A 24,255-nucleotide genomic window follows, 5' to 3' on the forward strand; every position below is an offset into this window, starting at 1 on the left:
CTTATAATGTTCAGGCTTACTACAGCAAACACTGTACCAACATCTCACGTCAAATTATCGCCATCACCTCAATAAAAAGAAGATTAGCTAGCTCGCTATTATCAAGGTTCATCACGCAGAGCTCAAGCAATTGATCTAATGACGTAAATCAGGTGGGATCGGCATATTAGAATCTTGCAGTTTTGGCCTCTCCCCTCCTCGTTTTCGGTACTGCTTAAGCTGGAAAACATATGCAAGTACCTGCGCAACTGCCGTAAACAGACCGTCAGGAATTTGTTGTTCTAGCTCAGTGGTGTGATAAAGCGCCCTCGCCAATGGTGGCGCTGGAACAATATAGATGTCGTTTTCGCGCGCAATTTCTCGGATTTTCATCGCCATGTGGTCGACACCTTTGGCAACCACAATCGGCGCTTTATCTTGATTCTGCTTATAGCGCAATGCCACGGAAAAGTGCTCTGGGTTGGTCACAATCACATCCGCTTGAGGAACATCAGCCATCATTCGACGTTGAGCCGCTTCCCTTTGAAGCATACGAATTCGCCCTTTCACTTCCGGCTTACCTTCAGTATCTTTGAATTCGTCTTTGACTTCTTGTTTGGTCATCTTCAATTGATCGGCGTGTTGCCAGATCTGGAACGGGATATCAATCGCCACCACAATAAGCAGAGAGCAACTGATTAAAAGAATAAAGTTGAGCAAGATATCCAAAGCATGAAAGATATTCTGCGGATAAACATCCATGCTCAGCTGCATTAAATCATGCTGAGAGGCCTGAATCAGATAAATGGCCATGCCTGATACAAGAGCTACTTTCAAAATAGATTTGAGAAGTTCAACCCAACTTTGTAGGCCAAACATACGCTTGATACCACTGAGTGGATTGAGCTTAGACGCCTTTGGCATCGCGGCTTGCATTGAAAAGTTAATCCCACCGACACCCGCCGCACCAATGACTGCTGCAACGAATAAGGTTATCAGGATCAAAAACAGCGGAAACAGCAAATTCACCAGTGCACCACCGGCAATTTCGAAGAGTTTATTGGTATCAAAAATCTCGTCGCGGCTCAGAGAAAACAGACGTTGCATAGCCTCGAACAACGCCTTCGCCATCGATTCGCCAAACCACATTAATGCAATCGCACCTACTATCAGTACCGACGCCGACGCTAGCTCTTTCGACCTTGCAACCTGCCCTTTTTCTTTGGCCTGTTGCAAGCGTTTGGGCGTGGCGTCTTCTGTGCGTTCTTGACCGTCTGACTCTGCCATTTCAGTCCCCTAGCAATCTAACCGGATTAGACGACATATCTGTTGTTCGCCTTGCATCCAGAATAGCTCATAGTGACTATACAAGCCGCCAAGGATGTACCAACAAAGTAACAGACCCACGAGTAGCGCAAATGCAAAACCCAAAGAAAAGATGTTTAACTGAGGTGCAGCACGCGTCATTACACCAAAAGAAAGGTTAATCGTTAGTAGCGCGATAATGCCCGACAACGACATTGCTAATGCCGTTTTGAACATGATACCGAGCCACAACGCGAGTTCTCGAAAATCGACCGAAGTCAGAGAGCCACTGCCAATCGGCAAAGTCTTAAAACTGAACACCACCAACTGCAGCATTTTCAAGTGACCATCTGTCGCCAAAAAAAACATGGTCGCAAGCAACATGAACAACTGACCAAGTACTGGCGTATTCTGTCCGTTAGCGGGGTCAACCATTGAGGCGAAGCCCAAGCTAGATTGCATACCCAAGATCTGGCCGAGCATGACGAAGGTCTGAATCATAAACTGAGTAACAAAGCCCATGGCAACACCAATCACGATTTGCTCAAACACCGTTAAGAACCCTTGGAAAGAGAGCAGTTCGATCTCTTTGGGAACAGCAGGAATTGCGGGCATCACGGCAAAGGTGATAGCCAAACCTAAATACAGACGAATACGCGGCGACACGAAGCGTGCCCCTGTTACCGTCATCACCATCAGCATCGCTGAGATGCGAGTGTATGGCCAAAAATAATTGGCTAACCACTCTAGTACAAGGCTCGTTGGGTATTCCATATCGGTCTAATACAGAACTTGCGGCAAGCGTTCGATGAGTTCGAAAAAGAACTCCATCATCATCTGGGTCATCCAGTGTGCAAATAGCATCAACGCCAACAAAGTTACTATCAAACGCGGCAGGAAACTCAGTGTTTGTTCATTGATTGAGGTCGCGGCTTGGAAAACAGCCACAACCAAACCGATCAGCAGGCTAGGAATAATGATGGCGCAAACCATGATTAATACCATCCAAAGGGCATCTCGGAACAACTCTACGAATATTTCAGGATTCATTATTCCCCCAGCTACAAGGCAAAACTGCCGGCGAGTGTGGAGAGGATCAAGTTCCAGCCATCAACAAGAACAAACAACATCAACTTAAACGGCAGCGATACAATCATCGGTGACAACATCATCATACCCATGGCCATCAATACCGATGCCACCACCAAGTCGATGATTAGGAACGGTAAGAACAACATAAAGCCGATTTGGAAAGCCGTTTTTAATTCCGATGTGATAAACGCAGGAATCAGAACCGCCATAGAGACATCTTCAGGGTTGGCCACTTCAGCACCAGAGATCTCAACAAAGGTTTCAAGATCTTTGATTCGAGTCTGTTTAAGCATGAAAGACTTGATCGGACCTTGGGCAACATCGAATGCCTGTCGTGCCGATATCTGTTCATTGAGATAAGGTTGAACCGCCTGTTCGTTAACCTGATTGATTACCGGCGACATAATGAAAAAGGTCAAAAATATTGCGATACCAATAATCACTTGGTTAGACGGTGTTTGTTGTAAACCCATCGCCTGACGCAAAATAGACATCACCACAACAATACGGGTGAACGAGGTCATCAAAATCACCATCGCTGGCAAGAAGCCAAGCATGGTCATTAACGCCAAGATCTGAAGGTTTATCGAGTAGTCTTCACCGCCATTGGCATTGGTTGTCATGGTAAAGGCAGGTATGCCGCCACCATTGCCAGTTAAGCTGCCCGTGGTCATGGTTGTCGATTTGGCTTGGTCTTGTTCCATCGTGCTGATGGTTACCGACTCTGAGCCAGCGGTATTCGCAGGAATGACGGTGCCATCTTCAGTCTGTGCAAATACCGACATACTGAATACGAGTGAGCAGAGAAGAGTGAGCTGAACCAACAACACTTTAACCATTCGGAAAGCTCCGCTTTGGCAAACGTAAGATGAGTTCAAAAGTCCGTTACTTGTTTGCATCTTTTTTTATTAGCTGGGAAAGCTGACTTGAAAATGTACTTTTTTCCAGCATCTCCTGAGTAAGAGGTTTATCGAGCTTAGAAATTAGCTGAATAGATTGCGTGGTAATCCCGACTAAGAACTGCTCATCACCCGCTTGAACAATAGCGATGCGTTCTTTAGTACCTACAGGAATCTGCCTAACAATCGCCAAGCCTTGCTGATTCGACATTGCAGGCACTTGCATGCGCTTGAGTAGCCAAGCAATAAATAAGATGAAGGCTATAACGAAAATTAGCGACCCAAAAGTGGTCGCTAAATCGAGAGATGGCGGCGTTGCAGCAAAGGCAATGGAGGGAACAATTAATAGCCCTACTCCCAAGCCCCCTCTTAACAGCTTTGTCATTCCGAGAGAAGAGCTCGCCAGTCTTTGAGACAAAAAGCTCATTAACGCAGCTTCTTAATTCGTTCTGTTTGGCTAATAACGTCAGTCAAACGAATACCAAACTTGTCGTTCACCACAACAACTTCACCATGAGCAATCAAGGTACCGTTGACCATTACGTCCAGTGATTCACCAGCAATTCTATCTAGCTCAACGACCGAACCTTGGTTCAACTGAAGTAAATTACGGATACTGATCTGAGAGCGGCCAACTTCCATTGAGATAGTCACTGGAATATCCATGATGGTATCCAGCTTACGACGCTCATCTTCAGAAATCGGAGATGATGAATCAGTTAGCTCATCAAGTGGTGCCGCAAGCACGTCATCAACATCAATTGACGGTGCTGAAGGATCTTCACCAAGTGCTGCAGCCCATTCGTCTGCTAGCTTTTGATCTTCACTAGGTTCCATTACCAATTCCTATACTTTTATCTATTTTCTATTCGTCATCATCGCTGTTTTCTAGTTCAGACATTAAGTCCTTGCCTAGAAAAGCGAGATCAGTTTTAACCACATGGGGTCTTTGAATTTTTTCAGAAATCTGTACCGCAAGCTTCTCACCAGAACGCCCCATTTTCACACGGTAGGTCGGCAGTTCTTCGACAAACATCGTTGCGTGCTCAGGCATGTTCATTGGAATGACGTCACCGGGACGCAGCTCCATCAAATCACGCAGAGAAATATCTTGCTCTAGAAGGTTCACACGAAAGTTAACCGGCACATCCATGATTTCATCACGCAGTGCGGTACTCCAACGAACGTCGGTTTCCATTTTGTCAGATTGAACACCCGCATCAAGCAGTTCACGGATCGGTTCAACCATTGAATAAGGCATCACAACGTGGAAGTCACCACCACCGCCATCTACCTCGATGTGGAACGAACTCACAACGATCACTTCTGTTGGGCTCACAATGTTCGCCATACTTGGGTTCACTTCAGAATCCAGGTATTCAAACTCAACCCCCATCACTGGAGACCAAGCTTCTTTGTAATCTTCAAAAACAATTTTCAGCAGCAGCTGGATAATACGTCTTTCAGTCGGCGTGAATTCACGGCCTTCAATCTTGGCGTGGAAACGACCATCACCACCAAAAAAGTTCTCTACAAGAATAAAAACAAGACGTGCTTCCATGGTGATCAGCGCCGTACCTTTTAACGGACGGAAACGCACCATATTTAAACTGGTGGGTACATACAATGTGTTTTGATACTCACCAAACTTCATCATCTGTACGCCGTTGATCGACACTTCAGCCGTTTTACGCAACATATTAAACAAGCTAATCCGCATATGACGTGCGAAGCGCTCGTTAATAAGTTCAAGGGTCGGCATTCGACCACGGACGATTCGATCTTGAGATGAGAAGTCGAAATTGACCGCACTGTCATTCTCGGTTTCTAAGACATCTTCTACGTCTTCAACATCATCAACGCCATGTAACAGCGCATCAATTTCGTCTTGGCTTAATAAATCGGTCACAAATTACCTATTGAATTACGAAGTCAGTGAATAGCACTTTTTCAATCACAGGCTGGCCAACAGCTTGAGCCAGACTTGCTTTAATATCTTCAGTCGCCTTGTTTCGCAGTTCAACTCGTCCGGTTGGAGAGCGCAATTGATCGACCGTGGCCGAAGCGAACGTTGCTAGTAGCGTACTTTCTACAAGAGGAGAGTGATAGCGAGCCAAGTCTTCATTCTTGCTGCCTCGTACCATCAGCTGTGCTTTTATCTGCACTAGGCGATCTTTTTTATCACCTGTCACATTGAACAAGAAGGGCTGAGGAATATTAACATACATAACTGGCTCTGCAGCGACCATAGCAGTGGCTGGCTGAGACTGAGATTCAGAGGCACTATCATCGGAGCCTAAGAAAAAGAACAAAGCACCACCGATACCAAGCAGTAAAACGACTACCGCTATAATGATGATGAGGAGCTTACTCTTCCCTTTAGGTGCATCTTGTTCTTCGGCCATATCTTACTCTAACTTCCTGTTCTTTCTATTAACTAACGGTTCTTTATATTAACTGATGTTTTTATTAACTTAGTCTTCTTAGCCTGATATTAGGCATAATAACTAATTCCATCACGCTTTGATGAGACATTCAATTCAAGATTGCTGCCACTATCAAGGTTTTCGTCACCTTGACCATCATTTGTGCGGTTAGCGCCGGATTGTTGCTCACCACTGTTGTACCTCTCCTGCCCCTGACCAGAGTTCTGTTGTTGAACTGACGAATCAGCAAGCTGCATCCCTTGTTGAGCCAACATCTCTCTCAACCGAGGTAAGGTTTGTTCAATCACATCTCTCGCCTGCTGATTGCTCACAGTAAAGTGCACGTTTGCCACGTCATTATTCATGGTCATTCGAATTTTCATTTGACCCAGCTCTGGTGGGTCGAGGCGGATGTCCAAGTTCTTAAGGTTCTTAGACATCATCATTTGTACTTTTTCCGCTACCTGCTCGTTCGCGACTTCTTTAGTAAGCTGCAAAGGCGCTTGTTGAGCAGCTTGAATTTCAGCTCGAGTTGGCGCAGAACCCGCGGTGGCAGCGCCTTGAACACCCGCAGCAGAAGCGATCTGCTGAGCAAAGGTCGAATCTTTAGAATCTTCCTTAGCACTCGCTTTTCCAAGACCAGACAGTGCCGCTGCACCAGCTCCGGCTTTAAGTAACATGTCCGTTGAACCTGCTTTGGTCGCGGCAGGCGCAGCATTCATCGCCACCCCTTGTGCAGTTAAAGCAGGGTCTAACGCAGCTTGCTGTTGAGGTGAAGAAAGATTGGCTTGTTGAGCCGCTGCCTGTTGGGCCGCGTGCGCATTATTGGCGTGCAGCATTGCCGCCTTATCCGTAAGAGCATTGTTTGCTGATTGAGAAGCGGCCTGCGCTGACACTTGTTGTGCCGCCGTCGCTACAGCTGCTGTTGATGCTGCCGCAGCTAAGGCTTTAGTTTCGCTTGAATCCGTATTATCCCAATCGATAGCAGCGGGTTCACCAGACGCACTGTTCGCAGCCGGAGCTTGACTTAGCAGAGCTGTTGCTTGTTGTTGAACGTTTGCGAGCTGTTGATTCAACAGGTCTAGGTTAGAGGTCGCTTTAGCCAAAGCGGCTTGCTCATCAACCGTCAACTTAGCACCACTTTGTTGCTTGTGAAGCAAGCTATCGACAACAGACTGCTCTGATTCGATTTGTCCATTCAATTGGTTTAGCGCTTTGGTATGGGCATCTACTTGCTTTGCCAGTTCAATATCCGCGGCTGACAATGCTTGACTCTGATCGGCAGCAACCGCACTAGCTGCATTCTTTTGGCTCAGCTCTCGGCTCATACTGGCTTCAATTTGTTCTGGAGTGACGCCTTTATCCATCAACTGTCGGATTTCATCATCAGTCAGCTGAGAAACACCCTTACCTCCGGTAAGTACAGCGATTTCAGAATCAACTTCTAGAGCGCTACCTTGATTCGCTGCATTGGCTTGGCTCACTTGCTTACCCGCTTCACCTGCAACTGAAAGACCAGCAACTGAAGCTCCTGGGATATTACCTTGAGCTTGGTTGAACTGAGACTGTTGTGGCAAGGCTTTGCCGTTCGGAGTCTGATTCAGCGTTTTATTTGCCTCATCCAACTGGCCAAGCAACTTATTACCTTCATTCATCGCGGCACTTGCTTGCGATGCCTGCTTAGACTCATCTACCGCAGATGAAGCCTGCTCTTGGGGTTGAGCAACCTGTTCTTTCGAATCGTTAGTCGTAGCCTGCGCGTCTTTACCAACCGCCTTATCTGCGACATTGTTATCAGCGACAGTGCTATCAGCGCTCGAATGGGCTTTGAGCTGAGCCGCGGAATCAGACGCTGCCTCTGTAGATGTTTTATCTGTGGCTTTGTCACCCTCTACTCCTGAAGCTGCTTGCTTGCTTTGCGCTTCGCTCACTTCCTCAGTAGCCTTTGATTCGGCTGAATCACCTTTATCCGCTTCAGCTGACGCTTCACCTTCGGTAGAGGCCTGTTTAGCATCAGATTTTGTGGTGCTTTCTGAGTCTTTTACTGCAGCTTTACTGTCACTTTCTTCAAAGCCGAGCGCTTCCTTAAAGGATTCAAAGAAACCTTTAGAGTCTCCGGTTTCTTCTACCTTGGAAGAGGCAGAACCGGTGTCCAACAACGATGACGTTTTGTTGGCCGCTGAATTTGAGGAAAGACTAACATTCATATATACAAGCTCTATCTACTAGCTTTGCTGCCATGAACCAGGCAACAAAAAGAAAGTCGGGTGCTTTTTATGCCTTTGGTGGGCATAACGCGCAATTTTATATAAAACGGAGCAAGAAACATGCCTATAAGTTCTGTTCTCACAATATCGAGAGCAGCACCTGCGTCATTCGTGGCTTAGGATCACATCTTCTTTCGGCTGTATAACAGCGTCGAGAACTCATCCATTTGCTTTTGATCTCTTAGGTCTTGCAACTTTGCTTTTTCTTTTTGCTTTTTCTCCATCAACCACTCGTAGGATTTACGTTTTTTTCGTAACTCCATCCAGTAGTTTTGGCAATTGTCGACTTGATTTTTAAAGTGGTGCTCGGCTTCTCGCTGCTTGGATAATGTTTCATCTAACTGGGTTAAGAAACGATTCAAGTGACCATATTGACTCGCCGTTAAGCCAGCCTTACCACGGTCGACAAGCTGCTGGCAGTAATCAAGTCGATACTTTTCAATCTGCGCAACCTGCTCATAGTAACCTTGCAGCTCAGAGTTCGCTTTGTTAAGCGCAAGTACGGCTTGGTTCTCTTGATCTTTAGCTTGATCGAGCAAAAATTCTAATGCGTTATCCATGACTAACCTTATTCACTCGTTAGCCACCCAATACATGCTTCAACATGTTGACACACATGTCGTACGGGACAGTTTCTTTCATCTTCTGTTGCAAGTATTCGTCCAATTTCGGCTTCAAAGTGAAGGCACTATCAATTGCAGGGTCAGTTCCTGGCTTATAAGCACCAATCGAAACCAAATCTTGGTTTTTACGACAAATAGACAGCACTTGCCTTACCGCTTTCGACATCAAAACATGTTCTTCAGTGGTAATTTGCGGCATAACACGACTGACGGATTTCTCGACATCGATCGCAGGGTAATGACCCGCATCGGCCATCTCACGCGACAATACAACGTGACCATCGAGAATCGCTCGCGACGCATCCGCAATCGGATCTTGTAAGTCATCGCCTTCGGTTAACACGGTAAAGAAAGCCGTGATAGAGCCTTGTTCATCGTTGCCGTTACCCGCACGTTCCACCAGCGCAGGAAGCTTGGCGAATACTGATGGCGGATAACCTTTGGTTGCTGGCGGCTCACCCACAGACAGAGCAATTTCACGTTGAGCCTGAGCAAAACGGGTCAATGAGTCCATCAACAACAGAACATCTAAGCCTTGGTCTCGGAAATACTCGGCGACGGCCAGTGCGGTTTGGCAGCCTTTCAGTCGCATCAATGGCGATGAATCAGCAGGAGCCGCGACCACTACAGATCGCTTACGACCATCCTCTCCAAGAATCTCTTCAATAAATTCTTTAACTTCTCGTCCACGCTCACCGATTAGGCCTACGACCACTACTTGCGCAGTTGTGCCTCGAGTCATCATGCCCAGAGTTACGGATTTACCGACACCAGAACCTGCGAACAGACCGATACGCTGTCCTTTACCCACGGTTAACAATCCATTAATGGCTTTTAATCCAACATCAAGGGGTTCAGAAATCGGTTTGCGTGCTAACGGGTTGATTGGCTCAGCATTGAATGAAGCACGTTGCTCGGTATAGATTGGACCTAGGCCGTCGAGTGGATTACCGACGCCGTCGATCACTCGACCAAGCAGTTCCATTCCTACAGGGATACCACTTTCGGTGGTCATTGGCGTGACGCGAGCGCCAGGTAAGATCCCGGTGATTTGTTCGCTCGGCATCAAGAATAGATTATCGCCAGAGAAACCGACAACTTCGGCTTCCATCTGACCAGACATAGTTTCAACTAAACACAAACTGCCGATTGGTGCTTTACAGCCAGTCGCTTCAAGCGTTAAGCCAACAACACGGACTAACTTACCAGATGCAATTGGTCGCGATTTTAGCCCTTCGACTTTGTACTGACTGAGACGGTTCGCTAACTCAAGCATTACTCATGACCTTGGTGACGGTTTGCGCCGCAGAAGTTTTGAATGACGTTTTTCACGCGATCTTCCATGCGGTAGTTAACGCTCGACTCACCCGCTTCGATTTGTACATCACCACGATTAAGTGCGGGCTCCGCAACTAACGTCCAATTACGGCAATCCAATTCTGTTTCACCATATGCAGAGCGAATGATCGCCACATCTTCCGGGTTAAGCTTCAATGTAATTGCATGACCAGAAATTGGCAGGGACTCTACCGACTCTTTGACGGTATCTAATATGATTTGTGGATTGGTTTGCACTTCAACATGAACCACTTCTTTGACCATGGTCAGTACCATGTCTACCAGCTGCTTCTCAACCTGAGCATTCATCAGCTCTAGTGGCTGAGCAAACTGGTTGGCAAGCCCCATAAAGATGGCCACTTGTTGCTGAATGTACTCTTGGCCAGCGGTCACGCCTTCAAGCTTACCAGCTTGATTGCCTTCTTCATGGCCAGCGGCAAACCCTTCTTCTTTGCCTTTTTCGTAACCTTGTTTAAAACCAGCCTCTTGCCCTTGATGAAGGCCTTCCTGATAAGCACCTTGTTTGATCAGCTCGATCTGCTCTTCAGTTAGAACCAGCTCTTCATCTTCAATGGCTTCTTCAACCGTTGGCATCCAACCAGGATCGTAGTTAAAGGCCGTTTCTTTGGCTTGTTTATTCACATCAGAGGTATAGTCAGGTAGCCCCCATTTCTGAGGTTGGGCAACCGTATTATCTTCTTCAGGGCGAAGGAAGCCGCGTTTTCTATCACCTGACATATCAGTACCTATCTATGAGTGCATCCAACTGCATTGTAAATTCAAACAGTTAAACGGAGTTAATCTGTGGTTCGAGATTGGATAAAGAAAAGCCCCAACAGTGTGGGGCTTTGAGGTTTCTGTATTAAAGGAACTCGTCGGCGCCACCAGACAGCATAATCTCGCCACTGTCTGCCATCTTCCTCGCAATACCCAATATCTCTTTCTGAGCCGCTTCCACATCAGAGACTTTCACTGGCGGCATCGCCTCAATATCGTCTCTCATCATATCGGCAGCACGTTTAGACATATTCTTGAAGATCTTCTCGCGTAGACCATCATCAGCACCTTTAAGCGCTTTCTGTAGAATGTCTTGTGGAACATCACGCAGCAGTCGCTGAACACCTTGGTCATCAACTTCAATTAGGTTTTCAAAGACAAACATAAGATCTTGAATCTGGGTTGCCATGTCTTCGTCTTGATCTCGGATTTGATCCATCAAGACACCTTCTACGTTGTTGTCCATGTAGTTCATGATCTCAGCCGCAGCTTTCAGGCCACCAATTTTGGCAGCTTGAGCACCCGCTTGACCCGCAAACTGTTTCTCCATGATTTCGTTCAGTTCAGCAAGAGCTGACGGTTGAACTTCTTCAAGGTTCGCAATACGCATCATTAGATCCAGACGAACACGCTCTGGGAACTGTGACAGAATCTCAGCCGATTGATCGGCATCGAGATACGACAAAACAATCGTTTGAATTTGAGGGTGTTCGTTGATGATGATACTCGCCACCTGACGAGGATCCATCCACTTAAGCGAATCCAAACCTTTCGAACCTGTGCCGAGAAGGATTTGATCGACAAGGTTATTCGCCTTGTCTTCACCCAGAGCAGCCACCAATGCGTTACGCATAAAGTCTTCGCTGCCCATACCAATGTTGGTGTACTTCTGAATATCATCTAAGAAAGCACGGTGCACTGCGCCGACTTTCTCTTGAGATAAATCCGTAGCTCGCGCCATCGCACTACCGACACGCTGAACCTGCTTTGGCTCTAGGTGACGAATAATACCAGCAGCGTCTTCTTCGTTTAAACTGAGCAACAAGATCGCAGCGCGCTCATCGCCTGAGATAGAGCCGATATCCACGCTAGAGACATCAAGCACTTCACCGCCTTCAGTTTGTTGTGGAACTATTTCGTTAGCCATCTACCATCCAATTCTTAACTACTTGAGCTGCTAGCTCTGGTTCATTCGCTACAAGTGCACGTACTGCTTTCAGCACGTCCTCGTCTTTATGAAGGTTTGGCAAGTCAATGCTTGAACCAAATTCAAACAGCTCACCACCTTCAATATCACCACCAATTAAGCTGGTTTCGCCGTCGACACCAATTGGCATGCCATCAGGGCCGTACATTTGATCATCATTGTCAGCTGCAGGATTAAGCAGTTTCTTCATTGCAGGGCGAACAAGTACCAATACCACCACAATAATAACCAAGGCACTCGCAAACCAACGAACCCAATCATTAAAGTTTGGATGCTCCCAGATAGGCACATCTGCCACAACATCTGTCACTTGTGGTGCGAACTGCATGCTTAACACGTTCAGTAAATCGCCGCGGCTTTCATCAAATCCAACAGTACCAATCAATACCTGACGAATCGCGTTGATTTCGCTGGCAGGGATTGGAGTATGAACCACTTCGCCCGTATCTGGGTTCAACGATTGACGGTCTTTGATCGCTACCGATACCGTCTGGCGATTCACCGTGCCACTCTGTTTACGTTCATGGCTGATGGTGGTGTCTAACTCAAAGTTTCGGGTCGCTTCTTTGTGAACCGAGCCTTGCCCCGTCATTGCGCCGTCTTTCATCTGAGCAACATCTTGTGGGATTGAGGCATCAGCAGGTGGCTGATTACTCAAAGCTCCAGGAATACCCGCCACAGTATTACCGTTGTTGTAATCTTCTAAGGTGTATTCACTTCGAGTCGCAGGTGTATTCGGATCAAAACGCTTTCGGGTTTGTTCCACTGCACTGAAGTCGAGCTGAATATCAACCTGAGCGGTATAGTTACCAAACCCAAGAATAGGAATCAGAATAGAATCAATTTTTTCACGTAGAGCCTGTTCTTGATTGCGCTCTAACTCGTGTTCTTTACGACGCGCTGCAGACATTGGGTCTTGAGAGCCTGAGCTCAACAATCGACCATGCTGATCGGTTACCGTAATACGTGAGGTTTTCATTCCCGGAACGGCACTAGCGACCATATCAACAACAGAATCGACTTCTTGTTGCTTAAGATTGTTGCCGGTTTTAAGGGTTAGGAATACGGAAGCGGAGGCTTCTTGATTGTGACGCACAAACACGCTTTGCTTCGGCAACGCCAGTAAAACCTGAGCTTTACGCACCTGTTTCATCTGCTCAATCGCTTTGGCAAGCTGTCTTTCACGGCTTAATTTAAGGCGTTCTTGTTCTAAACGTTGTGATACACCAAAGCCCATGTCTTGCATGAGGATGTCATCACCCGCGTTTCGCTCTTGGTTCAAACCCGCTCGTACCATATTAAGCTTCAATGAGTTGTACTCACTCGCCGGTACTGAGATGGTATTGCCTTCAAGCGTGTACTCGATCTTTTGCAGATCCAAGTAATCAAGAACGGGGATCAATTCTTCTGTTTCGTAAGCCCCTAGTGGACGCATTTCTGGCTCTTTCACCCAGAAAAACAGCATCACAATCAGCGCTACACAGATAGAGATAGAAAGGACTAATACGACCTGACGGAGTAAATCGAGATCACCGACAGCCATATCGAACTTCGATGAACTGCGTTCACCTAGATCGGGATTTTGCCCTTCTCCGTCTAGCTCAGAGCCTGCAATAAGTGCGTGGTCGTTGCTATCGCTTACGGTTAAATCTGTTGTTTGACTATTATCTGCCACTATTTAACTACCCAACTTATACCGGCATATTCATCAGCTCTTTGTACGATTCGACCAATTTATTTCTAATTTGGATCGTCGCCTCAAAAGCCACGCTAGATTTATTACGAGCAATCATCACGTCCGATAGGGATACGCTTTGGTCGCCACTATCAAAACGAGCTTGAAGATCACCAGAGGTCTTTTGTAATGAGTTCACATTATTGATGGCATTAGTCAGCATGTTGCCAAAATCTGCACCGACCGCTTGCCCCGTTGCTGCGGGACGCGCGCTGGCAGCTTCGACCATCATCGCCTGCATTTCGCCTTGTAAACCATCTATTCTCATCTACTACCTCAGGAGTCAAAATTATGACCATCTATTTAGCTGTATTATTGACAGAGCAATTAGCGTGCCACACATTAAATTGACTAGATATCGTATTACACTAGTCAGAAAGCTGACACTACTAATCTATCCTCAGTTTGGGATATCTATTCCAGCATCGCGCATTTTCGCCAGCTTGTAACGCAATGTACGAGGGCTAATCCCCAGTTTTTCAGCCATATCTTTGCGTCGGCCATTACATGCTATCAGGGTTTCAAGAATGATCGCATACTCTTGATCTCTAAGCTCATTACCTAACCCCTCGCTGCTAGCCGCGATTTTATTAATTGGGTTTGCTTCGGCAATAGGCTTGATTTCTGGCGCAGCAACATCACTGCCTTCGACGATTTGTTGTAGGCTGCTTGCGTCTTGCCAATCAACACCTTCAAGAAGGATGTGCTCGCCAGAGATGTTCTCTTGTTCGCTCAATATTAACGCACGCTGTACCACGTTGTCTAATTCACGAACATTTCCCGGCCACGGATAATTGACGAGTTTGCTGATCGCTTGTGCCGACATCACTGGCACTGGCATACCAAGCTTGGTGCAGTGGCGCTCAACTAAGTGCTTGGCCAAAGGCTCAATATCACCTTTACGCTCGCAAAGCGGAGGCCAAGAAATTGGGAATACATTCAGGCGATAGTATAAATCTTCACGAAAGTTCCCTTCAGAAACATACTGTTTTAGATCACGGTTACTGGTCGCTAATACGCGGACGTCTAATTTGATGCTCTTGCGGCTACCTAACCGCTCAACTTCGCGTTCTTGCAATACACGCAGTAGTTTGGCTTGTAGGCTAAGATCCATTTCACTGATCTCATCCAACAAAATAGTGCCGCCCTGCGCTTGCTCGAACTTCCCTGGGCAAGCTTGGATCGCGCCAGTAAATGCGCCTTTTTCATAACCAAACAGAGTCGCTTCTAACATGTTGTCTGGGATCGCCGCGCAGTTAATCGCGACAAACGGGCCATCTTTTCGGCTAGAGGCATTGTGAATGTAACGAGACATCACTTCTTTACCAGAACCACTTGGGCCTAATACCATGACGTTGGCATCGGTTTTAGCCACCTTATCAGCCAACATCATTAACTTGATGCTTTTCTCATCGGCAACGATAGCGTCGCCATTATCATCCGATTTTACGGGAGCATAACGGCTCACCATATTTAGCAGAACTTCTGGCGCAAATGGCTTTGCCATATAGTCTATGGCGCCCTCTTTCATTGCAGCAACGGCATCTTCGATGTTGGCATAAGCTGTCATCAACAGCACAGGCAAATTTGGCCAATGCTGCTTGATATTTCTCAATAGTGCCAAACCACCCATGCCTGCCATCTGAACATCAGATACGACAATATCAACGGAGTTAGACTTTAATTTGACCAGAGCATCTTCCGCACAATCCGCTTCCAGCCATTCATAGCCAGCAAGCGCGAGCGTGTCGACAAGGGCTTCGCGTAGACCTTCATCATCTTCGACGATTAACACTTTGCTTTGAGCCATAGGATTCTCCAGTGTAAATTCAGTTAAAACTTATTCGTTTTCAGAAGAAGCACTTCTTTCCAGCGGCAAGCACATGGTAAAGCATGCGCCGTCCCCTTCTTCTGATATCAATTCAAGTCGGCCTTCATGTGCACGACATACCATTTGTACAACCGCTAAGCCTAGACCTGTACCTTGCGAACGAGTGGTAAAGAAGGGTTCCATGATTTTACCTTGAAGCTCTTTCGGTACGCCCGGCCCACTGTCTTGCACTGATATCTTAAGCTCGCCGTTTACGGGTCTAAAAAAAACATCAATCTGCGATTCTTTACCCGCAATTTGAACCGCGTTCAAAACCAAGTTACTTAACGCTGAAGCGATGGCGTTGGCGTTGCCAAACATTTGAGTCTGTTCGCCCTCAACTTCCTGGCAATAATCAATCTGACTGGTTTTCAATGCCGCTTCCACCATAGGGTGAAATTCGGTAATCAATTCAGCCACGGTAAAAGGTTTCACCACCTTATTATCGCCACCTTTGGCAAACAACAACATATCATTCACTTGCTTCTCTAAGTCATGCAATCTATCCATAAGCTTAGATTGAAAACGCGTTTTTGTTGCCGGCGGCAGATTCGGCGCGGCAAGGTTTGATGCATACAGCATCGCACTAGATAACGGCGTACGGACCTGATGAGCAAGCGAAGCCACCATTCGACCTAACGAAGACAAGCGTTGAAGATCACTCACTCGAGACTGCAATAGACGAGTTTCTGTCAGGTCGGTAATCAAAATCAGCTGACCTGTAGTAGAGGCTGAAATGGCCAAACGTACCTTTCGACCGTTCTTTAATGAGATCTCATGACCATCATCGTCTTTTGGGTCGAAGGCACTTTGAATCACTGAAAACCACTTCTCACCAACCAACTCAACCCCAAGGATACGGTGCGCTTCAGGGTTCGCTTCTCTTACTTCGCCATGAGTATCTAACAAGATAACCCCTGCAGGCATTACATCGAGTACTTGCTTATAGCGTTCAACCTGCTGCTCAACAGAATCTAGGTGTGATTGATTTTCTGGTTCGTTCGATACGTGCATGTCAAAAATTTGCCTCAAATACTAAAACAGCCTGAGACGTATAACACGAGTCAGGCTATTTGCTATATTTATCACATAGTTAAGCAAGCAACAACTCGACTATGGTTTATCTGTTCACTTAGCTAGAATTGCCAAATAGCTAAAAAGTGTGTGCTAGTTTTTCGTTTTCATCTAAAACTGGACACTATCGCTGCAAGTTATATTTACGCATTTTTTCAACCAGAGTGGTTCTGCGCATTCCAAGCATGTCAGCAGCACGGGCAACAATGCCTCCTTGCGCTTCCAAGGCTTGATTGATCATATTCACTTCCATATCCGCGAGTAACTCTTTCAGGTTAACCCCTTCTGGCGGTAACTCTTGAGGTGCATTGGCGTTGTCGGCAAGTTCATCTTGCTGATCAAAGCTGAAATCTTCTGCGAACAAGTCGGAAAGTGTATCACGCTCTTGCTCTTCTTCAGATACAAAGCTATTAAACTCAGGCTGGAACTCAGGAATATCGCTGTATCGATATTTAGTTGGAAGGTGATTCACATCAACCAAGCTGTTTGGATACAGGATAACCATTCGCTCAACCAGGTTCGCTAATTCACGAACGTTACCTGGCCAGTAGTGCTCCATTAGAGAGTTAATCGCACGAGCGGTAAAGCAGATAGGCATGCTGCCTTCCGCTTCCATTCGAGTCATCAACTCTTGAAGCAACAGTGGAATATCTTCTTTACGGTCCTGAAGCGCCGGCATTTCGATTGGGAACACGTTCAAGCGGTAGTAAAGATCTTCACGGAACAAATCATCATCGATCATATCTTCAAGGTTGCGGTGGGTTGCCGCAATCACACGAACATCAGCTTGTATGGTGCTGTTACCACCGACGCGTTCAAAGCATCGCTCTTGCAGTACACGCAACAACTTAACTTGCATCGCCATTGGCATATCGCCAATTTCATCAAGAAACAGTGTGCCACCCTCAGCCAATTCAAAACGACCTTTACGTGCGGTAATCGCACCAGTAAACGCACCCTTCTCATGACCAAACAATTCACTCTCAAGTAAATCTGGTGGGATAGCACCACAGTTTACCGGCACGAAAGGCCCAGTACGACGTTTAGAGTGATAGTGAATATTACGCGCTACAACTTCTTTACCGGTACCAGATTCACCAAGAATCAGCACGTTCGCTTCCGTAGAAGAGACTTGTTCAATTAAGTGACGTACTTCTTGAATGCCAGCACTTTGTCCTACTAGGCTACGAAATAGAGTGTTCTTGCGTGCCGAAGACACCACTTGAACACCTTTGCGACCTAAGAAGTCTTTACAGTGTCTTAATGCATCACTTAATTGAGGGTAGTTAAGAGGAAGTTCAAGCTCACCAACATAGTTAGTCAACTCGTCAACCGGGTGATTGTTTTTGCCAATCACCAGTAAAGGGATGTGATTGGCGTGAACAAGCTTTTCGTTCAGTAATGCGTTGAAGCCTTTACCTTTAATGGTACCAATAATGCAGCCGGCCCACTGTAGTGACCAGTCAACTTTACGTGCTTGTTCAGAGCTGATTACTTCGCAGCTCTCTCCTACAAACTCTAATATTGTGCTTAAATTGTGACGATCTTGAGCGCTATCGTCGACGACAAGCAGTTTTGCCAAACCTTGCATAAGTAGGAATTATTGCCTTTATTTTGGTGCGATGCGGAAAAACGGTGAGCGACGTAGTCTATAAAACAATGAAAAGTATCAATGATTATGGTCTACGTGGACAAATTTAGGAAATCAGCAACGAAAAAAGCCATTAGGCTATCTAATGGCTTCTATTTTATTTGATTAAAAAAATAAGGCAACCAACCAATTAAGGGATATGAGATTGGTTAAAACTGCAATTTTTCTTTAAATACCTACGTCAGCAGACGTCAAGTTGTGATATTCGTTCGGAATTTGGTCCCAAGCGCTCTTAATTTCGCGAATAATATCGATAACATCATCAATAGGCTGTGGGTCATTTTTGTGATTTGCCGCAGAAATTTGCGTGATCATGAACTCATAAAGTTGATCTAGGTTTTTCGCAATATCGCCACCATCGTCCATAGATAGGCAACTGCGTAGGCTAATAATGATATCTAGAGCCTTACCAAGTCGCTCACCTTTCACCGGGATGTTACCCGCTTGCATTGCCGCTTTACCTTGAATCAAACGCTCGATAGCACCTGCCATTAGCATCTGTACAATCTTATGCGGTGAAGCAGCCGTTAGCTGACTATCCACTGATACCTTTTTATATGCCTGTAAAGAACCGCGCATAGTAAACCTCTTCTATAAAAACTTTTTGTATTGTTGAACTGATTTAGCACCGTGACGATATTTGTGTAGGGCCTTACCTACTCGACTCGTCTCAGACTGCATCAATTCGACTAATTTTCTGGTTCTGATAATGGCTTCAAACCATTCAGAACTTTGCTTAACGTCGGGGTGTGAGTCGATTATTTGAAGCACGTTTTGCAATAACTGTTCTCTGTTATCGACAAGCAGCGTTATTTCTTCAGCATTAATTTCACTAAATTCAAGCTTAGAGAGAATTAATTGATCGAGTTCACAAAGCTCTTTTAGCTGGCTATTCATCTATTAGCCCAACGCATTCATCATACTGCCCAACTGAGATTGCATCTTACTGGTCGCATCTTGCATGGCCGTAAACTTAGAGTGGGTACGGCTCTCAAGGCTGTCCATGCGGCGGTCAAGCGCGCTTTGGTCATCTGCTAGGCGGTAATTTTGCTCGACCAAGCTCTTTTCTCGAGTACGGATTGAACCCGTGATACCTGTAATGCCTTGAATCGCGTCTTCCACTTTTTTAGCGAAGCCGTTGTTGCCACCAAAGAACTCACCCAACTTATCAAAGTTATTGTTAAGTTGACGGTCAAGCATGTCGTAGTTGATTTCTAACGAGCCTTGTCTTGTGGTCGTGATACCAAACTCGGTCAAAGATTTTAGGTTATCAGGCGCGCCTTCAATGCTTGATGAGAACACACCTTTTAATCGTGAGTCGGCGTTACGCACGGTACTGTCACCAGACAGCGGGCCTTTTTGGCCAGTCGTTGGGTCAACACCCGCCAAGTTTTTAGACACTTGGTAAAACTGATTATAAGAATTAACAAAAGCTTCAATGTCTTGGCGAACACTATTACGGTCGTACTCCACACCAATTTCTGCCGGCGGCTTATCTTTAGGTGTTTTTCCTTTTACCGTAATATCGATGCCTTCCACGGCATCTTCAATCACATTGTTGTTACTTGAGAGCTGAGCAACGCCATCCAAGACAACCATTGAATCTTGTCCGGCTTGAACTTCCGTCATACCACTGTAGGTATCGAAAGACTCTTGAGCCTGAGCAAGATCAGCTTGTGCTTTATCGACCTTCTCTAATTGCTCACGCTCTTCCGGATCGAGTTTGGCACGTTCAATTTTTTTGGCTTGTTCAGCGGTCAATTCGCCTTTTTGAACTTTCTCAGCGAGCTCTGCTTTTTCTTGTGAGATCTTTTCTTCGATACGCGCTTGTTCAGCCTCTAGCTTTTGCTGGGCTTCTTTTGGCGTCACGTAAGAATCTGTCAACGTACCTGAAGCAGCATTTGACCACCCCGGCACATCAGGAGCTTTCTCTATCGCTTTTTCATCAAGCTCAAGTTCAGGTGTGTAGTAAGAATCAAGAAGCGTACCAGATGCAGTTTCCGTCCAACCTGGGATATTGTCTTCCGGCATGACAGATTTTGCCGCTTTAGCTGCATCAAGGGCAGCTTGTCCGTCGGCGGCGGCTTGCTCACCGTAGCTAAGGCTTTGAGAGCCTTCATCAGCTAATGAAGTAGCGTCGGTCTGGGATGCAGGAAGGGCATTACCGTCTTCATCGATTGTTTCACTCGCATTTGGATCATCGTTCGAAATCACGTCATCAACGAGTTGTGCGGCTTTTCCTGCAGGAGTTAGAGCAAGAACATCTTGAGCTGCAAGGCGCGCTTTCTCTAAAGCTTTAACGCGCTCTTCAAGAGTTTTGTATTCGAGTTTTTTTAGGGGATTAGCGGCATCTGACTCAACGTTGATGCTGATCTGCTGGTCTGAACCAGACTGATTCGAGGCAACGATAAGTCGTGGGCCTTCAACATCGTTGATAATAGATGCACGAACGCCTGGGTTGCTATCTGCACCGTTTATACTGCGAACAACATCGATAAGTTTCGATCTGTCGCCAACTTGCACATCAAAGCTGTCATCACCAAGCGAAACCTGCAGCTTACCTGGGCCAAATTTCATGTCCTCTGACAGTACATCAGAAGCCACTTTATGGCTTTGGGCAAGCTGCAACACATCGATGGCATATTTGCCAGCGATCGCTTCGGTAGTCGCGGTTGCAGAGACAAGAGCTTCATCAGTACTTTCCACTGTTCGCACAGCGAAAGCTTTTTCCTGACGAAAGTTTGTCATCAGGTTTTTCATCGAATCGAGGGATTCTCTGAGTCTTCCATAGGCACTAATGCTGGTATCGATTCGCGTTCGTTCATTGTCAATTCGTTGCTGTTTAGGTACACGCTCCGAATCAACAATTTTGCTGACCATGGAATTGATATCCATGCCAGACGAAATCCCCATTGGGCCAAAACTCATTAAACCACCTCAATAATACGACTTAAACCTTCACCTCAAATATTCGACTATTTGAGTTTTGGGCTGCTAGGCGTCTTAGAATTTCAAGCATTTCTTCATCGGGTATTTGGCGAATAATATCACCGGTTGTGGTCTCATAAATGGTCACCACATCCCTACCCGACTCTTCATCGACCTTAAAGGCAACACCCTTATTGAGGGAGGAGATAAACTCGTTTACCTTCTCCACCATTTTGACTCGCTCTTCATCATTTAGCTCTTGTCTATGTTGAGCTAATTGAATCGCTGCTTCGGTAGCTTCCTCTTTCGATTTCTCTACCGTGCCATAAGATGTTGCTTCTTTTAGTCGCGAAATACTCGACGCACTACTACCTTCATCGCTTGCAATTTTAATGCCATTAGGTGAGCCATAAGGCTGGATGTTCGATGCGTTGGATGATATTTCCATAACACTCTCCCTCCCTCCTTTATGAGCCATACAGTAAAACTCTACCCAGAGTAGAGTTTACCGCTACTTACCGAGGTAAGTTTAGCCCAATAAGCTTAGAGCTGCTGATGGTGATTGTTTTGCTTGAGCTAGGATAGAAGTGCTCGCCTGTTGTAGGATTTGAGACTTAGTCATAGCTGTTGTTTCTTTCGCGTAATCGGTATCTTTGATACGGCTCTTAGACGCATTAACGTTTTCGTTAATATTATCTAAGTTGCTAATTGCATGGTCAAAACGGTTTTGGAAAGCACCAAGAGATGCGCGGTTACTATCAACAGATTTTAGTGCGCCATCAATGATAGATACCGCTTCGTTTGCACCTGCAACCGATGTTACGTCGATATCGTTAACAGTAACGTCTTTACCTGCACCGATACCTAATTCACCAGCAAGACTGCCACCGAACTCAACATCACCATCAACTTTTTGGCTTGAAGCGAAAAGTTGCAGTTTACCGCCTTCGCCTACCGACGCTTTAACGTCTTGGCTTTGACCGTTGATGTAAGTTGCTAGCTCTTCCATATCGTTGCCTTCCTTCGCAGAAATAGACAACTCTTGTGCTTCACCAAACTTATCGTTGTATTTGATCGTTAAGTCAGCACCAGCACCTACACGCCAAGAAGCATCTTTGCCTTCTGTAACGCCGTAGCTCTTACCACCCATGTCTTGAGTGTCGGTACGCATGTTGTTCATAGTCAGCATTACTGCTTCACCAGAATCTGCACCGATTTGGAAAGATTGGCTGCCGTAAGTACCGTTAAGAAGCTTATTACCACCAAAAGAGGTCGTTTCAGCAATACGGTTAAGTTCTGTATTTAGAGCAGAGACTTCTTCTTGGATCGCAACACGTTCAGATTTGCTGTTTGAACCATTTGAAGATTGAAGAGAAAGGTCACGCATACGTTGCAGAATGTTGGTTGACTCATTCATTGCACCTTCAGCTGTCTGTGCAATAGAGATACCGTCATTCGCGTTTTTCACAGCCATATCTAGGCCACGGCTTTGCGACGTTAAGCGGTTAGAGATTTGTAGGCCAGCAGCATCATCTTTTGCGCTATTGATTTTATAGCCAGAAGACAAACGCTCCATTGATTTTTGAGTACCTTCAGCCGCGCTATTTAGGTAGCGCTGAGCCGTCATTGCAGACACATTTGTGCTTACATTAATCGCCATAGTTGATCTCCTTTAGGCATTTTTAATGTACTTATGTGACTCTCACCTCACACAAATACATGTCAATTTTGTTTATGCACCAGTGTCTCTCTCACCTTACATTGGTACATATCATTTCTCTCAATCCCTTTAACGGCCCCTTAATTAGAAGCTTTAATAAAAAATGCGCTTTTTTTCATATTCTTTTCAACAACAAAGGAAAGTGTGATCGGGCTTCAATTAATAGGGCGACATTCGCTAAAGTTTCCCGTTTTCTTGATTATTGAGCGTGGTGTTGAATATAAAACCAAAAGAGATCCCTGAGATCTCGTTCTATTCGATTCTGGGATGACGATGAATCTTCTCATCGACCAATAAGTAGCTCGTCACTCCCTAGAATGATAAGCGAGAACTAAACAAGTCCGCTCATTAAAAGTCAGATTCCTGATACCTCGTTTTACTCGGTTCTGGAATGACGAAAGGTAGCTTCGGTACAATAAGCGATGAAATTATCATTTCCCGATCCCGTCATTCCCTACAGTGAGGAACGAGCGTGATAGGGAATCTCGCTTTCGCTTCTGTTTACCCGCACTACACTTTTCCAAATACACCTTCACCAAATTTCAGGCAATAAAAAACCCAGCCGAAGCTGGGTCTGTTTAGCGCTCATCTCTCACCACGAGCTAATTTGTGGAAGCCTAACGTTAACGCTTATGATCAAAACTACTTATAGTCAACGTGGCCTTTCAATCGATTAACCTAGTAGGCTAAGTGCCGAGTTCGGTGCTTGCTTCGCTTGAGCAAGAATCGAGCTTGAAGCTTGAGAAAGGATCTGAGACTTAGTCATCTGAGTCGTTTCTTTCGCGAAGTCGGTATCTTTAATACGGCTCTTAGATGCATTAACGTTTTCGTTAATGTTGTCTAAGTTGCTGATAGCGTGGTCGAAACGGTTTTGGAAAGCACCCAGTTCAGCACGGTGGCTGTCGACATACTTAAGTGCCGCATCGATAACCGCTACAGACTCTTGTGCGCCACCAACTGATGTTACGTCGATAGTATCAACCGTTACGTCTTTGCCAGGTTGCATGCCTAGTTCGCCAGCAAGGCTACCAGAGAATGCCACTTCGCCTTCAACTTTGTTGTTACCAGTAAACATTTGTAGCTTACCATCTTCAGTTACAGACGCTTTCACAGAGTCTTGTTGACCGTTGATGTACGTTGCTAGCTCTTCGATGTCGTCACCCGCTTTTGCGCTGATGTCGATTTCTTGTGCTTGACCGAAGTTATCAGTGAACGACAGTTTTAGGTCGTTAGAGCCAGCTTGAACGTTCCAATCTTTGTCTTTCGCGTTCTCAGTTTGGTAGCTCTTACCACCCATCTGAGCATTATCAGAGCGCATGTCTTTCAGTTGAAGCATTACCGCTTCACCGTTATCCGCACCGATT

At 45.9% G+C, this 24,255-nt stretch carries 24 protein-coding genes; all 24 read right to left on the reverse strand.

Annotated elements, in window-relative coordinates:
* Positions 1–135 precede the first annotated feature (135 nt).
* Positions 136–1,266, reverse strand: coding sequence for a flagellar biosynthesis protein FlhB (flhB, locus tag CWO08_RS17060; RefSeq protein WP_048661512.1), 1,131 nt, complete (start codon positions 1,264–1,266; stop codon positions 136–138).
* Between the two features lie 9 nt (positions 1,267–1,275).
* Entirely contained in the window at positions 1,276–2,058 is a 783-nt protein-coding gene (fliR, locus tag CWO08_RS17065; protein WP_017060672.1) for a flagellar biosynthetic protein FliR, read from the reverse strand.
* Positions 2,059–2,064: 6 nt separating this feature from the next.
* Positions 2,065–2,334, reverse strand: a complete 270-nt coding sequence (fliQ, locus tag CWO08_RS17070; protein WP_029235191.1) for a flagellar biosynthesis protein FliQ — start codon at positions 2,332–2,334, stop codon at positions 2,065–2,067.
* Positions 2,335–2,345: 11 nt separating this feature from the next.
* Entirely contained in the window at positions 2,346–3,275 is a 930-nt protein-coding gene (gene fliP / locus CWO08_RS17075) for a flagellar type III secretion system pore protein FliP (protein ID WP_181360054.1), read from the reverse strand.
* Positions 3,262–3,702 (reverse strand): flagellar biosynthetic protein FliO, encoded by a 441-nt coding sequence (gene fliO, locus CWO08_RS17080; protein ID WP_048664311.1) that lies wholly within the window; start codon positions 3,700–3,702, stop codon positions 3,262–3,264. The genes fliP and fliO overlap by 14 nt, the downstream gene beginning before the upstream one ends.
* Positions 3,702–4,112, reverse strand: a complete 411-nt coding sequence (gene fliN, locus CWO08_RS17085; RefSeq protein ID WP_004739851.1) for a flagellar motor switch protein FliN — start codon at positions 4,110–4,112, stop codon at positions 3,702–3,704. The genes fliO and fliN overlap by 1 nt, the downstream gene beginning before the upstream one ends.
* A 28-nt stretch (positions 4,113–4,140) precedes the next feature.
* Positions 4,141–5,184 carry a flagellar motor switch protein FliM gene (gene fliM, locus CWO08_RS17090; RefSeq protein ID WP_048661515.1) on the reverse strand — a complete coding sequence of 348 codons (1,044 nt, stop codon included), beginning with the start codon at positions 5,182–5,184 and terminating at the stop codon, positions 4,141–4,143.
* A gap of 7 nt (positions 5,185–5,191) precedes the next feature.
* Complete coding sequence (gene fliL, locus CWO08_RS17095; RefSeq protein ID WP_048664313.1) at positions 5,192–5,680, reverse strand: flagellar basal body-associated protein FliL; 489 nt, start codon at positions 5,678–5,680, stop codon at positions 5,192–5,194.
* An 89-nt stretch (positions 5,681–5,769) separates the two neighbouring features.
* Positions 5,770–7,908, reverse strand: a complete 2,139-nt coding sequence (locus CWO08_RS17100) for a flagellar hook-length control protein FliK (protein ID WP_108020820.1) — start codon at positions 7,906–7,908, stop codon at positions 5,770–5,772.
* 182 nt (positions 7,909–8,090) lie between these two features.
* Positions 8,091–8,528 (reverse strand): flagellar export protein FliJ, encoded by a 438-nt coding sequence (fliJ, locus tag CWO08_RS17105; protein ID WP_048661518.1) that lies wholly within the window; start codon positions 8,526–8,528, stop codon positions 8,091–8,093.
* A gap of 19 nt (positions 8,529–8,547) precedes the next feature.
* Positions 8,548–9,867 carry a flagellar protein export ATPase FliI gene (gene fliI, locus CWO08_RS17110; protein WP_017060680.1) on the reverse strand — a complete coding sequence of 440 codons (1,320 nt, stop codon included), beginning with the start codon at positions 9,865–9,867 and terminating at the stop codon, positions 8,548–8,550.
* Complete coding sequence (gene fliH, locus CWO08_RS17115; RefSeq protein ID WP_048661519.1) at positions 9,867–10,667, reverse strand: flagellar assembly protein FliH; 801 nt, start codon at positions 10,665–10,667, stop codon at positions 9,867–9,869. The genes fliI and fliH overlap by 1 nt, the downstream gene beginning before the upstream one ends.
* Before the next feature lie 124 nt (positions 10,668–10,791).
* Positions 10,792–11,853 (reverse strand): flagellar motor switch protein FliG, encoded by a 1,062-nt coding sequence (fliG, locus tag CWO08_RS17120; RefSeq protein WP_048661520.1) that lies wholly within the window; start codon positions 11,851–11,853, stop codon positions 10,792–10,794.
* A complete protein-coding gene (gene fliF / locus CWO08_RS17125) occupies positions 11,846–13,588 on the reverse strand; it encodes a flagellar basal-body MS-ring/collar protein FliF (protein WP_048664320.1) in 1,743 nt (580 codons plus the stop codon). Before fliF ends, fliG begins: the two co-directional genes overlap by 8 nt.
* 16 nt (positions 13,589–13,604) lie before the next feature.
* On the reverse strand, positions 13,605–13,916 hold the full coding sequence (gene fliE, locus CWO08_RS17130) for a flagellar hook-basal body complex protein FliE (RefSeq protein WP_017060684.1): 312 nt from the start codon (positions 13,914–13,916) through the stop codon (positions 13,605–13,607).
* A 132-nt stretch (positions 13,917–14,048) separates the two neighbouring features.
* Complete coding sequence (locus CWO08_RS17135; protein ID WP_017060685.1) at positions 14,049–15,458, reverse strand: sigma-54 dependent transcriptional regulator; 1,410 nt, start codon at positions 15,456–15,458, stop codon at positions 14,049–14,051.
* A 30-nt stretch (positions 15,459–15,488) separates the two neighbouring features.
* The gene (locus CWO08_RS17140) at positions 15,489–16,532 is read right to left on the reverse strand and encodes a PAS domain-containing sensor histidine kinase (RefSeq protein ID WP_048661522.1); all 1,044 of its coding nucleotides are present in this window, start codon (positions 16,530–16,532) and stop codon (positions 15,489–15,491) included.
* A gap of 184 nt (positions 16,533–16,716) precedes the next feature.
* The gene (locus CWO08_RS17145; protein ID WP_108020821.1) at positions 16,717–18,183 is read right to left on the reverse strand and encodes a sigma-54 dependent transcriptional regulator; all 1,467 of its coding nucleotides are present in this window, start codon (positions 18,181–18,183) and stop codon (positions 16,717–16,719) included.
* A 228-nt stretch (positions 18,184–18,411) separates the two neighbouring features.
* Positions 18,412–18,822, reverse strand: coding sequence for a flagellar export chaperone FliS (gene fliS, locus CWO08_RS17150; protein WP_004736194.1), 411 nt, complete (start codon positions 18,820–18,822; stop codon positions 18,412–18,414).
* A 12-nt stretch (positions 18,823–18,834) separates the two neighbouring features.
* Positions 18,835–19,140, reverse strand: coding sequence for a flagellar protein FliT (locus CWO08_RS17155; protein ID WP_048661524.1), 306 nt, complete (start codon positions 19,138–19,140; stop codon positions 18,835–18,837).
* 3 nt (positions 19,141–19,143) lie between these two features.
* Positions 19,144–21,171, reverse strand: a complete 2,028-nt coding sequence (fliD, locus tag CWO08_RS17160; RefSeq protein ID WP_102432856.1) for a flagellar filament capping protein FliD — start codon at positions 21,169–21,171, stop codon at positions 19,144–19,146.
* A 22-nt stretch (positions 21,172–21,193) separates the two neighbouring features.
* Positions 21,194–21,619, reverse strand: a complete 426-nt coding sequence (gene flaG / locus CWO08_RS17165; protein WP_108020822.1) for a flagellar protein FlaG — start codon at positions 21,617–21,619, stop codon at positions 21,194–21,196.
* Positions 21,620–21,700: 81 nt separating this feature from the next.
* A complete protein-coding gene (locus CWO08_RS17170; RefSeq protein WP_048661527.1) occupies positions 21,701–22,831 on the reverse strand; it encodes a flagellin in 1,131 nt (376 codons plus the stop codon).
* 733 nt (positions 22,832–23,564) lie between these two features.
* The coding region (locus CWO08_RS17175; protein ID WP_108020823.1) for a flagellin at positions 23,565–24,255 on the reverse strand (691 nt) is incomplete at its 5' end.

The organism is Vibrio sp. 10N.286.48.B8 (assembly GCF_003050085.1).
Classification (GTDB): domain Bacteria; phylum Pseudomonadota; class Gammaproteobacteria; order Enterobacterales; family Vibrionaceae; genus Vibrio; species Vibrio crassostreae.